The organism is Synechocystis sp. FACHB-383 (assembly GCF_014698605.1).
In the GTDB taxonomy this organism is placed as follows: Bacteria; Cyanobacteriota; Cyanobacteriia; order Cyanobacteriales; family Microcystaceae; genus Synechocystis; species Synechocystis salina.
The window spans coordinates 19,220-32,553 of sequence record NZ_JACJTJ010000058.1 but is presented as its reverse complement, the minus strand read 5'-3'; the positions used below and the strand labels follow the sequence as shown (position 1 = coordinate 32,553).

At 45.3% G+C, this 13,334-nt stretch carries 19 protein-coding genes; 14 read left to right on the top strand and 5 right to left on the bottom strand.

Features of this window, described 5'->3' with window-relative positions; translation table 11 throughout:
• Nucleotides 1-11: 11 nt before the first annotated feature.
• The 3 genes from H6G45_RS17830 to H6G45_RS17820 are packed head-to-tail and all read right to left on the bottom strand — an operon-like array spanning nt 12 to nt 1,575.
• Nucleotides 12-608 carry a DJ-1/PfpI family protein gene (locus H6G45_RS17830; RefSeq protein WP_190599732.1) on the bottom strand — a complete coding sequence of 199 codons (597 nt, stop codon included), beginning with the start codon at nt 606-608 and terminating at the stop codon, nt 12-14.
• A 41-nt stretch (nt 609-649) separates the two neighbouring features.
• A complete protein-coding gene (locus H6G45_RS17825; RefSeq protein WP_190599731.1) occupies nt 650-991 on the bottom strand; it encodes a carboxymuconolactone decarboxylase family protein in 342 nt (113 codons plus the stop codon).
• Nucleotides 992-1,008: 17 nt separating this feature from the next.
• Nucleotides 1,009-1,575 (bottom strand): hypothetical protein, encoded by a 567-nt coding sequence (locus H6G45_RS17820; protein ID WP_190599767.1) that lies wholly within the window; start codon nt 1,573-1,575, stop codon nt 1,009-1,011.
• Between the two features lie 555 nt (nt 1,576-2,130).
• On the opposite strand from H6G45_RS17820, the gene H6G45_RS17815 reads away from it, so the two are divergent.
• The 8 genes from H6G45_RS17815 to H6G45_RS17780 all read left to right on the top strand — a co-directional run bounded on the left by H6G45_RS17815 (nt 2,131) and on the right by H6G45_RS17780 (nt 8,389).
• Nucleotides 2,131-2,538 (top strand): putative quinol monooxygenase, encoded by a 408-nt coding sequence (locus H6G45_RS17815; protein ID WP_338116553.1) that lies wholly within the window; start codon nt 2,131-2,133, stop codon nt 2,536-2,538.
• Nucleotides 2,539-2,562: 24 nt separating this feature from the next.
• A complete protein-coding gene (locus tag H6G45_RS17810; protein ID WP_190599729.1) occupies nt 2,563-3,360 on the top strand; it encodes a cupin domain-containing protein in 798 nt (265 codons plus the stop codon).
• Nucleotides 3,361-3,387: 27 nt separating this feature from the next.
• Nucleotides 3,388-3,558, top strand: a complete 171-nt coding sequence (locus tag H6G45_RS17805; protein WP_190599728.1) for a hypothetical protein — start codon at nt 3,388-3,390, stop codon at nt 3,556-3,558.
• A 46-nt stretch (nt 3,559-3,604) separates the two neighbouring features.
• Nucleotides 3,605-4,408, top strand: coding sequence for a cupin domain-containing protein (locus H6G45_RS17800; protein ID WP_190599727.1), 804 nt, complete (start codon nt 3,605-3,607; stop codon nt 4,406-4,408).
• A complete protein-coding gene (locus H6G45_RS17795) occupies nt 4,405-5,268 on the top strand; it encodes a sugar phosphate isomerase/epimerase family protein (RefSeq protein ID WP_190599726.1) in 864 nt (287 codons plus the stop codon). The genes H6G45_RS17800 and H6G45_RS17795 overlap by 4 nt, the downstream gene beginning before the upstream one ends.
• 19 nt (nt 5,269-5,287) lie before the next feature.
• Nucleotides 5,288-6,163, top strand: a complete 876-nt coding sequence (locus H6G45_RS17790) for an alpha/beta hydrolase (protein ID WP_190599725.1) — start codon at nt 5,288-5,290, stop codon at nt 6,161-6,163.
• A 38-nt stretch (nt 6,164-6,201) separates the two neighbouring features.
• Complete coding sequence (locus H6G45_RS17785; RefSeq protein ID WP_190599724.1) at nt 6,202-7,311, top strand: TRAP transporter substrate-binding protein; 1,110 nt, start codon at nt 6,202-6,204, stop codon at nt 7,309-7,311.
• 370 nt (nt 7,312-7,681) lie between these two features.
• Nucleotides 7,682-8,389 carry a hypothetical protein gene (locus H6G45_RS17780; RefSeq protein WP_242018239.1) on the top strand — a complete coding sequence of 236 codons (708 nt, stop codon included), beginning with the start codon at nt 7,682-7,684 and terminating at the stop codon, nt 8,387-8,389.
• Nucleotides 8,390-8,406: 17 nt separating this feature from the next.
• On the opposite strand, the gene H6G45_RS17775 is transcribed toward H6G45_RS17780, so the two are convergent.
• Nucleotides 8,407-8,952 (bottom strand): heme-binding protein, encoded by a 546-nt coding sequence (locus tag H6G45_RS17775; RefSeq protein WP_190599722.1) that lies wholly within the window; start codon nt 8,950-8,952, stop codon nt 8,407-8,409.
• A gap of 336 nt (nt 8,953-9,288) precedes the next feature.
• Between H6G45_RS17775 and H6G45_RS17770 the strand changes: the two genes are divergently transcribed.
• The 3 genes from H6G45_RS17770 (at nt 9,289) to H6G45_RS17760 (ending at nt 10,795) form a co-directional block, all read left to right on the top strand.
• On the top strand, nt 9,289-10,029 hold the full coding sequence (locus H6G45_RS17770; RefSeq protein ID WP_242018238.1) for an SDR family oxidoreductase: 741 nt from the start codon (nt 9,289-9,291) through the stop codon (nt 10,027-10,029).
• Between the two features lie 85 nt (nt 10,030-10,114).
• Nucleotides 10,115-10,348 (top strand): hypothetical protein, encoded by a 234-nt coding sequence (locus tag H6G45_RS17765; RefSeq protein WP_242018237.1) that lies wholly within the window; start codon nt 10,115-10,117, stop codon nt 10,346-10,348.
• A gap of 177 nt (nt 10,349-10,525) precedes the next feature.
• On the top strand, nt 10,526-10,795 hold the full coding sequence (locus H6G45_RS17760) for a YciI family protein (protein WP_190599720.1): 270 nt from the start codon (nt 10,526-10,528) through the stop codon (nt 10,793-10,795).
• A 58-nt stretch (nt 10,796-10,853) separates the two neighbouring features.
• Here H6G45_RS17760 and psbN read toward each other — a convergent pair whose 3' ends face one another.
• Nucleotides 10,854-10,985, bottom strand: coding sequence for a photosystem II reaction center protein PsbN (psbN, locus tag H6G45_RS17755; RefSeq protein ID WP_010872260.1), 132 nt, complete (start codon nt 10,983-10,985; stop codon nt 10,854-10,856).
• Nucleotides 10,986-11,070: 85 nt separating this feature from the next.
• Between psbN and psbH the strand changes: the two genes are divergently transcribed.
• From psbH to petA, 3 genes are all read left to right on the top strand, one after another.
• The gene (psbH, locus tag H6G45_RS17750; RefSeq protein ID WP_010872259.1) at nt 11,071-11,265 is read left to right on the top strand and encodes a photosystem II reaction center protein PsbH; all 195 of its coding nucleotides are present in this window, start codon (nt 11,071-11,073) and stop codon (nt 11,263-11,265) included.
• 324 nt (nt 11,266-11,589) lie between these two features.
• Nucleotides 11,590-12,132: a cytochrome b6-f complex iron-sulfur subunit gene (gene petC, locus H6G45_RS17745; RefSeq protein WP_190599719.1), complete on the top strand. Its 543-nt coding sequence runs from the start codon at nt 11,590-11,592 to the stop codon at nt 12,130-12,132.
• A gap of 112 nt (nt 12,133-12,244) precedes the next feature.
• Entirely contained in the window at nt 12,245-13,231 is a 987-nt protein-coding gene (petA, locus tag H6G45_RS17740; RefSeq protein ID WP_190599718.1) for a cytochrome f, read from the top strand.
• Nucleotides 13,232-13,334 lie beyond the last annotated feature (103 nt).

Here is a 13,334-nt window from a genome sequence, read left to right as displayed (position 1 = left end):
CGATTTAAAATCTAAGCTTCGATTTGCTCAACAAAAACTTTGACAAATTGTTCAATCATGCCGGGATGTTTGCCGGTAATTAGATCGCCGTCAATCACTAATTCGGAGGTTTGGTCTCCTTCGTACACCACATCAGCCCCAGCATTTTCCACGTCACAAATAATGTTATGGGCACAGGTAACCTTTTTCCCCTTGAGTAAATCGGGATCAGCACAAAATAGCCACAAACTATGGCAAATGGTGCCTAATTTCAAACCTTTAGTGCCCACCGCTTTGCGTAGAAAAACCACCCCTGGGGCCTGATTTTTTTCTCCTTTTTTTACCGTGGCTTGGTAACGCAGGCGGTCCATGGCATAGGCCCCAATGGCAATGATGCCTTTGTAATCTTTGGGGTCTATATCATTGACTTCCGTTGTGACGGTGACATGGTATTCCACTTGATCATTTTCTGGGTTAGAACCAAATTTAAGTTCTGGTTGACCCCAAAGGTGGCTGATGTATTCAACTTCATAACCATGGGCGGGAAAATATTCGTTGAACCAGCGGTATTCAGTGCCGTCAAAGTGTTCTTCGATCAAGACACCAATTTTGCCTTTTACTGTGGTCATAATTATTGTTTTTCTATGAGCTAATAAGCTAATTAATTTAGTTAGGAATCCGTTTCAAAGATCGCCTTTAAAGCAGCAAAAGCACCGGCGGCTTTATTAAATCCACCATAGACACACATCAATAAAAGCACCTCTTCAATTTCCTCTTTGGTTGCCCCTTGTTTAAGGGCCATATCCACATGGGCTGGGAAGGGAACATCAAGGGTCTGATTTGCCACATCCACCGCAATCAAAATCAAAGCTTTGGTCTTTTGATCAATTAAAGGCAATCCCCAGGCTTCTCCAGCAACCCTGGTGCAGAAGTCACCAAATTTAGGATTAATGCCGCTTAAACCTGCCTGTAAATCCTGATCGTCCAACACGGCATTTTTAAACTTGCTCATTGGGTCCAACTCCTATCCTAGGTGGTAATAAGTTTCAGCAAATTATCCGGAGCAAACACATCCCGGTAAAAGGTCAGTTGCTCGGTTTTTAAATAACAACCGCCCCGGTGACCTCGACGCACCCAGGTGACATTCCCCTTCGCAATGGTTTCATGGGTTTCGTCGTCCACACACTTCCACTCAAAAAAAGTATGCTCGCCATAGAACATGACAATGGGCCAGACCATAGTTACCCCGGGCTGGGCTATGAGGGCCCACCAGTGCTTTTCCCGTTCCTGTTGTTGTTCCAAACCGGAGTAAGGGCCGTCCTGGCAAAAATACACCAAATCCTCTCGATACTCCCCGGTGAGAATATCTCCCCGGCCCTGGCGGAGAGCTTCACAGTGGGTAGGCCACCAGTCTTTATTTTCCTGCTCAATGATTCCTAAGGTGTAATTGGCATCAATGGCGGGCAAGGTGGCTTCTTTCATGGCCACATATTTGAGCCCTTCTTCGATTAACTCCTGCCGCAGACTTTCTGGCACCAGCCCTGGTTGGGAATAGTTAGCCTTCAGGTTTAAATAGTAATTTCTTCTTGCTGGCATAGATGACATAAAGATAACCCAAAAGAAATCTAATGACGCGAACAATAGGGCAGAAACAGGATTTTGTCTTCCCTGTCAGCCGATGGTTTGTTGAAAAGCATACCATGGCTTTTTACTATGTGCTCCACTGTGACAAAATGTTACCAAAGCTTCCCCTGAACTGAGTTCATTTACCTTGGATTTCTTCTGCTCAGCCCTACGCCGCAGTCCCATTAGTCAGGAAAGTTTGACTTTGGCGATCGCCGAAACACTTACCTCCAGGACAAGAATTATGGCTAACTCTTGAAATAACAATAAGCTATGCTGATTAATGTGAAAAAATGTTAAAAAAATAATGCCTGTTTAAAGTTTTTCTTATAATGGCTGGGGACAGCCAAGCGTGTTATTGTTTTTGTCAAAGCTCTACGCAGGGTGCCCTAACCCTAGAATTTAAGGGGACGCGGGAAATCCTGAGTTTTCCCGCACTATTTATGTTACTTGTTTTCCGACTGACCTTTAACTACTTTTGCAATTATCGATGCCATGAAAACTAGAGCTTTATTCCGTGGTCAGGGGATGTTGGTCGGGGTACTTTTGACCCTAGTAATTCCACTGTTTTTTTTATTAAGTATCCTTTTTCTTCCCTTGCCGACTTTAGCGGATGGTGATGGCGGAGCCAATCAGTCTATTATTGTGGCGGGTAACATCAAGGTAAAACCGGAGAAAAGGGAAGAATTTATCGCCCTATCCCAGACTTTTATTGGACCTTCTCGGTCGGAACCCGGTTGTATATCCTACAGCTTTTATGAGGATGAAACAGAGAATAACACGTTTCTTTTTTTTGAGGTATGGCGAAATCGTGCGGCCTTAGAATATCATTTTCAGACCCCTTACTTTCACGAATTTGTGGAAAAATCTCCAGATTTACTGGCTAAGGCAGCAGAAATTAAAATTTATAAAATAGCCGAATTTGAAACATTATAAATTTCTGTCAACCTCCATAAAAACATGAAAAGCTTTCCTCTGTTGTTGTCCCAATTATTGCTGGTACTATTGATAGCTCTGGGGAGCCTGACCATAATTTGCCCCAAAGCATTGGCGATCGCCACGTTGGATAATTTTCCTAGCCCTAACATCGAAAAGCCAGAAAAAATATTAGGGCCAGCGGGGGAAATTTTTGAGTTTTCCACCTGTAATGCCGAGGGAATTGGCTTTACCATTGCCAATGCCCAAATTCCAGCGGGGGCTGGCCCATTGCCCCACATTCACCACTACACCAATGAGTGGTTTTGGACTCCCCAGGGGGGCTTGGAATTATTTCAAAGCACAAAAGAATACCCCGATCTAGACAATCCCGCCACTGTGACCCAGGGGGGAAATGCCACCATTTACACAGTGCAAACCGAGCCTAATCAGATTGTCTATGGTCCCAAATATCGAGTGCATGGTTTCGTCAATATCACCTCGGAAACCCGTCCCCTTACTTTCATCTGGCGACAGGATCCCACTTCTCCAGAATATGAATTCCACGACGGTGGTATTCGTGAATATTTCAAAGATGTGGGTATTCCAATTAAAAATATGAAAAAATTGCCGAAAATCACCGACCAAGCCAGGGAAAAATTCGTTACCCATGCCCCTGACTACGGCATTAACCAAAGCTATTATTTTCTTCAATATGTTAATAAGCTTGATAATCAACCACCGGCGGCACTAGCAAACCTCAAAGATGATCAAAGTTTAAACGAGATTATCGAGACAATTAATGCCTATAATCAAGGCGATACTTCTGTTACTTGTTTTTAGCCTTTCGAGAATTTCTAGGGAAAATTTATGAATAAGGAATTAGGGTTTGCTATTCTTGGTGGTTGGATTTTGGGAGTGATTTTTGGTTTTTTCAAATTACCCTTACCCGTTCCTCCTTTTGAAGGTTTGGTGGCGGCGGCGGCCTGTCTTTTGGGTCAAGTTACTTACACCTTAATCAAGCAGAAATTTGGATTTTAGAGATATATTTCTTGACAACTTATCTTTAATTTAAAGGAAATCAACTATGTTCAAACTTAGGAGTTGGGGTTGGGCTCTGGTGTTGGCGATCGCCGTGGGAGGAGTAGTCTTTAGCCAAAGCTTGGCGCTATCCAAAGATTCACTGACCCATAGCATTGAAAATATTCCCATGCCGAAGTTGGAGAATCCATTGCGAATCCTAACCCCCGCCAACGAAATTTTTGAAATTGCCTCCTGCTCCACCAAAGACTTTGGCTTTGCCATTACCAATGCCCAAATTCCCCCCGGTGCGGGCCCTTTGCCCCATGTCCACTACTACATCAACGAATTTTTCTGGCCTCCTCAGGGGGGGATCGAAATTTTCCATAGTGAACGTAAGTTTCCCGACATGGGCAAGCCTCCCACCATGGAAGCCGCTGGCCGAGCTTCGCTTTATGCCATTACCCCCCAACCCAAGCAGGTGATTTATTCTCCCCATACTTTTATGCACGGCTTTGTGAATCCCACCGATGAAACCTTGCCAATTACGATGATTTGGGTGCGGGATGCAATTGCTCCAGACTTTGAATATCACGATGGCGGTATGCGGGAGTATTTCTCCGCAGTGGGGGCCCATATTGAAGACTTGAATAATTTACCCACATTGACCGAGGCACAACGCAATGCTTTTGTCACTGAAGCCCCCAAGTTTGGCATTAATCAAAGCTCCTATATGATGCAGTATGTTTCTGCCATTAGTGACGAATTTCCGAGCAATTTGGCCAAACTAGAAAATACACAAGCCTTGACTAAAGTGATTGAAACAATTGAGGCTTTTAACCGTGGCGATAAATCGGTAACTTGCTCATGATTGCCCCTCCCCAAATCAAATTTGGAGTTCATACCTTTATCTGGAAAAAAGAATTCCTTGGTCAAGAAGAATATATTTTTCGAGATGCTAAGGCCTGGCAGTTTGATGGGGTTGAAATCGCCAGCCATTTCTTTGATCAAATTGATCCTGGACTGCTGAAGGATTTTGCCCACCAATCGGGTTTGGAGTTAACTTTTTGTACTAGTTTGCCTCAGGGCCTATCCCTGACCACCGAGGATGAGGCCCGTTGGCGGGATTCCATTGCCTATCTACAAAGGGCAATTGTATTCTGTCAGCAATGTGGCATCACCCAACTGTCGGGGCCGTTTCCCCATCCCGTGGGTTATCTCAGTGGGGAAGCTCTACAAAAAAAGGAAGCCATCCGCATGCAGGACGCATTTAAGTTGGTGGCAGAAACCCTAGTGAAAACCGATCTTAAATTGGCGATCGAGCCGTTGAATCGTTTCCAGGGTTATGCTCTCAATACCGTTGAGCAGGGTTTGGCGCTACTTGATGCGGTCAATTGTGACCAAGTGGGGCTTTTACTGGATTTATTCCACATGAATATTGAGGAAAAGGACGTACTCCAAGCCTTTCGGCGAGCAGGCAACAAATGCTTTCATATCCATGCCTGTGCTAAAGACCGGGGCACACCAGGTAGTGATTCCTTTGCTTGGAGTGATTGGTTTAAGGTTTTGGAGGAAATTAATTATCAAGGCTGGGTAACCATTGAAAGTTTTAATTTTGAAGATCAAGAATTAGCTTCTGGAGCCCGTCTTTGGCGGCCCCTCGCCCCCACCAGTGCAGATATTGCTAGGGATGGAGTGAAATTTCTGCGGCAAACTTACCAAAACCAATAAATTTATCAAGTACATCACCATGAATCAGCCCTATATTCCCATTACTTTGCCCTCTGGTTTTGACCACACTTATACCACCGTTGGGGATGTCACTCTCCATGCCATAGAAGGGGGAAGGGGAGAACCTTTATTATTATTGGGGGGCTGGCCCCAAACTTGTTACGTCTGGCGACTTTTGTGGGAACAATTGGGGCAACATTTCCACGTTATTGCCTTGGACATGAGGGGTCAAGGGGATTCAGACATTCCTGATGGCCCTTACGACTGTGGCACTGCGGCGAAGGAAATCAAAGATTTTTTAGCAAAAAAGGAGATTAATTCTTTTTACTTAGTAGGTCATGACGTAGGGGCTTGGGTTGCCTTTACTGTGTTGAAACTTTTTCCCGATGCAGTACTGGGGGCTGGGCTCATTGATGCGGCAATTCCTGGCCTGGTCAGTAATGATTTCTTTTCTGTGGTTAATGCCCCCAAGGTATGGCAATTTTATTTCCATATGGTGCCGGATTTAGCCAGTAGCTTGGTAACGGGAAAAGAGAGGGAATATCTCAGTTGGTACTTCACCAACAAGTCTAAACGAAAGGAGAATCTTACCCCGGAAGTGATGGATTACTATGCCCGTTACTATAGTCGTCCTGGGGCAATGAGAGCTGGGTTTCTGTGGTATGCCGCTTTGGAGGAAACAACTAAAGCTAATACGCCGACGGCAGATACCCATTTCAGCCAGCCTATTTTTGCTATGGGGGGAGAGTTTGCCACTAAATCTTTAATTTATAACGGTATTTCTCCCTATTGTGATGACATTACAAGTTATGTAATTGAACAATGTGGTCATTACATTCCTGAGGAGGCACCGGAGGAGATTTTGAAAGCTATTGTCAACACCTTCAAACCCTAAAAAATTAACTTTATTATTAACACAATTTAGTACTAACTATGAGACATTCACGGAGAAATTTTTTAGCTTTGGCTGGGGCCAGTTCCCTGTTGGCGATCGCCGCTCCGAAGTTGTTAGCCCAGGGCATCCCCCAGGAAATTTTAAATAAAATCCTGCCCCTTCCTGGGAAATATGGAGAATATTATGGTCAAGCAAAAATTAGGGCTTTCCACCTCCATAACCAACCCGATACTAGCCCCTTACATAAAGCTTTGGAAGAGTTATGGCTGGAAGTATTTAAGCAAACCGATGGAGAACTATTTGTCTCCCCCCTGCCCGAGGATGCTTCCCTTCCGGCGGGCGATCCCCAAGCAGTGCAATTTATTACTGGCGGACGTTTTGAAATTGTTAGTGTAGCTGGCCCCATTATTGACAAAGTCTGTCCCGATGTTATTGGCATTCAAAATATTGGACTTTTTTATCAATCACCCCAAGAAGTTTTTGAAATTATTAATCAGCCCTTATTTGCTGAAATTCTTAATCAATCCGTCTCCCAATACAATCTCACCTATTTGCCCAATGGCACCTTTGACAATGGCATGAGAAGTGTTACGTCCATAGAGAGCAAACCAATTTATCAACTAGAGGACTTTCAAGGCCTGATAATTCGTACTCCTCCTTCCGCTGATATGATGGCGACCATGGAAGCTTTAGGTGCGGTCCCTAAGCAATTTACCATGAATCAAGTTTTCGAAGTTCTTAAAAATGGTAATGTCCAAGCTCAGGAAAATCCCATGTCTGTAGCCCTAGGCTTTAAGTTATATGAAGTAACCAAATATTTAAACATAACCAACCATGCCTGGTCGGGGTATAACACATTTTTCAATACCAACTTTTGGAACTCTCTCTCTGCTTCGACCCAAGGCGTAATAAAAGAACTGCTCCCCATCTATCAAGCTAAACAAATCAAAGCCCAGGAAGAATATAATCAACAGGCGTATGAACAATTGACTAAAAAATTAGGCATGGTGGCAACTAATCCGGATTTATCCCAGGGCACTGAGAAATTAATGAAAGTTTATCAGTCCCTTTATAGTCGCTTAAATCCCCAAGCCCAATCATTGATCCGAAATAAATTAGAGGAAAAAACTGGCATCAAATTCAGCTAATTTCTGTAACTTTATAAAATTCAAAAATATGAACGAAATATTGAACGTTCTTCCCTGGGGGAAATTGAGGCACAACAAAATTGATTGTTTATTGTTTATTTTATTTCTCCTAATCAGCTTTTGGCTCTTTCCCCACCAGGAAAAGGCCTGGGGACAGGAAAAAGACTTTGTTGTTAAAAAGATTGATCTTAGCCAGTATGGAACATCAGCTTCCATCGCTCAAGATCCTAAGTCGGAACAACTGGCGATCGGTTTTAATAACTGTAATTTGATTTTTTTAGATAATAGTTTAAACTGGAAAGACGAGCTATTTCTCAAGGATTGTAAGAGATTTTTTCGGGCCAGATATGGAAATCTTGAGGGAAAATCATTGCTAATTTCTTCCATTTACACAGGCAGTAGTGTTCTGTCCAACTCCCAAGCAAAATATGATATTCCCCTCCATAAAGCGGCGGTTACTGACTCTCTAATTATCCAAGATTATTTACTATCTTCTTCCGACGATGGTACTGTACAAATTTCCAGGATCATTGATCTTTCTCCGCCCCAAGTCAACACATTAAAACTCTATGAGTCCATTGGTGTAGCTAGAAATCTCGCCTTTTTTCGTGCCCCCAATGCCGAAGTTGACAAGGTAGCTGTTAGCTATGACAGTGGTGAAATTACCATTTTCACCATCGACCGCAACACGTTGCGTAATCCCGTCCAACCAACTACCTTCAGAAATATAAATAGTCGGGTTAACACGTTTAAATTTACCCCTGATGGCTCAAAGCTACTGATTGGTTACTTCACGGGGGAACTGGTGGAAATAGACCTAATTAGCGGTGCCAGTAGGACTCTTTTCAAAGTGGATTCCTGGCTAAATGCGTTAGACATTAATTCCCAAAATTTAGTGGCGATCGCCGATGATCAAGGCTTTGTGAGAATTATCTCTTTAGCCACAGGAAAAGTAGTCGAAGAACATCAAATTTCCTCGACCGGAATTAATGCAGTAATTTTCACAAATGATCAAACTATCCTGGCCGCCGATGCCGCTGGGATAGTCTATCAAGGAAAACTAATGGGTGGTCATTAATTTTCTTCAAAACATTTTTAAGGAATTAAACGGGGCTTGATTTTTTCAATACCTTGGAGGGCACAGGCTTGGTCTAAGTTTCCATTGGGGGAACCAGAAACGCCGATCGCCGCCACTAATTGGTCTCCGACTTTAATGGCCAGGCCGCCGGTGCTATAACTCAGACCGGTGATGGGATTGGGAGCCAGAGGCACGGAACCCACAGGCAACGGAGCTGGGGTCATTTTTTTTGCGATCGCCTCTGTGGAATCTTCTTTGGTGATGGGTCCTAAGGTGATCACAGTATAAGCTTTATAAAGGCTATTTTCTATGGTGTGGGGAGTGGCTCCGTCCCCTCGGATAACAGCTTGCACTAAACCTTCTTGATTGACCACTGTGGCGGTAACGTTATAACCATTTCCCTGACAACTGTTAACAGCTTCCATGGCCGCTTCCACTGCCAAAGAGAATGGCAATTGATAAAGGGTTTTTAAGGCAAAGGCTCCAGGGGAAAACGCCAAAGATAGGCCAAGGGAAACCCCTAATACCAAAAGGGGTTGAAAAACTACTTTTTTCAATTTCATGGAAAGCTCTCTGTAGTGAAACAATCCTAATTCTACTTACATTTACGACCTTATTTTCTGGATCTAGTGCCCACCCAATGTGGTAAAATTCGTAGGGGGTATATTAACAAGGGTTCTGAATATTTTGTTTTTTGACAGCCCGACAACTTGTACTACTGCATTGGTCCCTGCTCAGAAATTTTCTTCCCTTGACTGGAGTCATTTCCAAAAGGGCGATCGCCACTCAGAATTTACTCCCATTGCCATTTTTTCTGCTGATTTTCCCAACATCTAGCAACTTTTGGGACTCCACACTGATGGTTTAAGTTTTCAAATAACATTTCTGGAGATATGCCAATGACTTGCGATATTGCCAACAAAATCATTCTCGTGACCGGTGCTAACCGTGGCATAGGGAAGGTGCTGGTGGAGTCTTTTTTGGAGCACGGAGCCGCTAAAGTTTACGCCGCCGTTAGAAACCTGGACAGTGCCGCCCCCCTAGTCGAGCAATATGGCGACAAAGTAGTCCCTATTTTTATTGATCTGGCGGACCCAGAATCCATTGCTACCGCCGCCCAAACCGCCGCAGATGTGGAGATTGTCGTGAACAATGCCGCGATACAAAAAGTAGCATCTCCCTTGGACGAAGGGGCGATCGCCTGTCTAAAATCTGAAATGGAGACCAATGTGTATGGCTTAATTACCATGGCCCAAGCCTTTGCGCCGGTGCTCAAGGCTAATGGGGGAGGGGCCTTTGTGCAACTTAACTCAGTAGTTTCCCTAAAATCATTTTCCAATGTGGCCACCTACTCCGCTTCCAAAGCTGCTGCCTATTCCATCACCCAGGCATTGTGGGAATTGCTTGGTAAGCAAGGCACTCTGGTTCTGAGTGTCCACCCCGGCCCGTTGGCTACCGAAATGACCCATGCTTCTGGAAGAGCCGATATTGCCGAGCCCCCCACCTTAGCGGCAGATGCCATTATCGATGCCCTCAGATCCGGCGAATTTCATGTTTTTCCCCACGATACTATGGCCAAACAAATGGGTGCTGCCTATCAGAGCTTTGCCAAAAGTGTAATTGAGGTTAATTATGGCTAAAAGCTAGAGTGCTGGTGAGGATTTTAGTTTTTCACAACAACGGTTCAGGGTCAAAATATAGCCAAAATGTAAATTTCATCCATCCATGAAACATTCCCGCAGAAATTTTCTTACTTTGGCTGGGGCCAGTTCTCTCCTGGCGATCGCCGATGATCAAGGTTTTGTGGGAATTATCTCCTTAGCCACGGGAAAAGTGGTAGAAGAACATCAAATTTCCTCGACGGGAATTAACGCTGTAATTTTTATGGATGATCAAACTATCCTTGCCGCTGACGCCGCTGGTATGGTCTATCAAGGAAAACTAACAAGTTCTAACTAAACTAACTGCCGACCAAATGTCCGATTCTGATCAATACTTCCCCGAGACAATTCGAGGAAATTCCTGAGCCATGGTTTATGGCCACTGGTGCGGTGAGGAGGGCAGGGCCCTGGCCATGATCATTTAAAATTCTAGGTGACTTTGTGAATTCGTTGCTGAGAAAGGAGTGTGTAACCAATGGCTAAATATGTACTTTGGGGGACCTATTGCGACAATGTGGAAGAAAAAAGAGCGCCCCATCGTCAAGCCCATCTGGACGGACTCAAAGCCCAAAAGGAAAGTGGCGTGTTGGTTACCATTGGGCCCACCAAGGATTTACGGCAGGTTTTTGCTATCTATGACGCACCAGACCAGGACACAGTGGAGAAGTTGGTGCAAGGTGACCCCTACTGGCAAAACGGTATCTGGACGCAGTACGAGGTCAAGGAGTGGATTCAAGCTTTTTAGCGTTGCTACCACTATTACCCCAAGTCAAGGGTAGGGGCCCATTCCCCCAGGAAAAATTCTAATCTTCGTGGTCATCGAAGGGATCACCCAGCTCGGCGGAGGGAGGACCAAAGGAGGTGTACACTGCCAAGCCAGTGATGGCAATGAGAATGACAGCAAAAGTAATGCTAAGAACTGTTGCGGATTCCATGGGGTAAGATTGATAGTTGTTTCTGTTGTCTTATATTATTACAGAACATTACAAAAACTCATTTAGTCATTTTTACGGGAAATCTATGGCACAGCGCACTCGGTTAGGAGATATCCTCAGACCCCTCAACTCGGAATACGGTAAGGTCGTACCGGGCTGGGGCACCACTCCTGTCATGGGGGTATTTATGGCTCTTTTTCTGGTTTTCTTACTGATTATTTTACAGATTTATAACTCTTCTCTGATTCTTGAAGGCTTCAGTGTGGACTGGGCTGGTTGATTTGGGGTTGTCGACGTATTCCTGACCCAATTTAATCTCAACCTAATTTTGGTTAATCTTTTTTGCATCCCGCCCCGTCGGGATTTTTTTGTCTTCTAAGGCACGGGGGGAAGAAAATTGTTACCGGCAGATCAAGAAATGTAGCCCAAAGCCTTGTCTAGATGGGCTGGTGCGTTTTCTGTCATAATCGAACAGGACTTGTTACATTTTTTATTGCAAATCCCCGGGGTGACGGTAACTTAGCCGGTCTGCCTCTCTGTAACGATGTTGCCGGGCTTCCTCCGGTGAATGTTAGTAAAAATCCTTAAATTTAGACGGTTCATTATGACACAGATTTCTGGCTCCCCTGATGTCCCCGATTTGGGTCGGCGTCAGTTTATGAACTTATTGACCTTTGGTACGATCACTGGGGTGGCGGCCGGAGCCCTCTATCCAGCGATTAAGTATTTGATCCCTCCTTCCAGTGGTGGGACTGGTGGCGGAGTAACTGCGAAGGATGCCTTGGGTAATGATGTTAAGGTGACGGAATTTTTGGCTTCCCATAACGCTGGCGATCGGGTATTGGCCCAGGGTTTGAAGGGCGACCCGACCTATATTGTAGTCCAGGGGGATGACACGATCGCCGACTATGGTATTAATGCGGTTTGTACCCATTTGGGCTGTGTGGTGCCCTGGAATGCCAGCGAAAATAAATTTATGTGCCCTTGCCACGGTTCCCAGTACAACGCCGAAGGTAAAGTGGTGCGTGGCCCGGCTCCCCTCTCTTTGGCTTTGGCCCATACCACAGTTACCGACGATGACAAATTAGTGCTCAGCCCCTGGACGGAAACCGATTTCCGCACCGACGAAGATCCCTGGTGGGCTTAGGTTTAGCTTTGCTATCCGTTGAGTAAGCAACACTGTTGTAATTTTGTGTAATTGTCTGAGACTGGTCTTTTTCCCCTACTGTTTACCTAAACCTAATCCGTTCAACTTAACGATGAGAAACCCTGATACTTTGGGGCTGTGGACGAAAACCATGGTTGCTCTGCGCCGCTTCACGGTGTTGGCGATCGCCACAGTCAGCGTCTTTTTAATCACCGATGTCAGCCTCCCCCAGGCCGCCTCTGCCTATCCCTTTTGGGCCCAGGAAACTGCCCCTTTGACCCCCCGGGAAGCCACTGGTCGCATTGTTTGTGCTAACTGTCACCTCGCCCAGAAGGCGGCCGAAGTGGAAATTCCCCAAGCAGTTTTGCCCGACACCGTGTTTGAAGCGGTAGTGAAAATTCCCTACGACCTCGATAGTCAACAGGTGCTGGGAGATGGTTCCAAGGGTGGCTTGAACGTTGGGGCCGTATTGATGTTGCCCGAAGGATTTAAAATTGCGCCCCCCGATCGCCTGTCGGAGGAACTGAAAGAAAAAGTTGGTGGCACCTACTTCCAGCCCTATCGGGAAGATATGGAAAATGTGGTCATTGTTGGCCCTTTGCCCGGTGAGCAGTATCAGGAAATTGTTTTCCCCGTCTTGTCCCCCGACCCTGCCAAGGATAAAAGCATTAACTACGGTAAATTCGCTGTCCACCTCGGGGCTAACCGTGGTCGGGGCCAAATCTATCCCACCGGTTTGCTGAGCAATAACAATGCCTTTAAAGCGCCCAAAGCTGGCACCATCTCAGAAGTTAACGCCCTGGAAGCTGGTGGCTATCAACTGATCCTCACCACTGCTGATGGTACGGAAACCGTAGATATTCCCGCCGGCCCCGAATTGATCGTCAGTGCTGGTCAAACTGTGGAAGCAGGGGAATTTTTGACTAATAACCCCAATGTGGGCGGTTTTGGCCAGAAAGATACGGAAGTGGTGCTGCAAAATCCCACCCGCATTAAATTCCTGGTCCTCTTCTTGGCGGGAATTATGCTTTCCCAAATTCTGTTGGTGTTGAAGAAAAAACAAATTGAAAAAGTTCAAGCCGCTGAACTTAATTTCTAGTTCATTTCTCCACCGGATTATCCCACCATAGGGGCAGAGCCTAGGTTCTCCCCTGGGGGCCATCGAAGAATGCTCAGCTTGAGTTATGTCGTCGGTGGCCCCA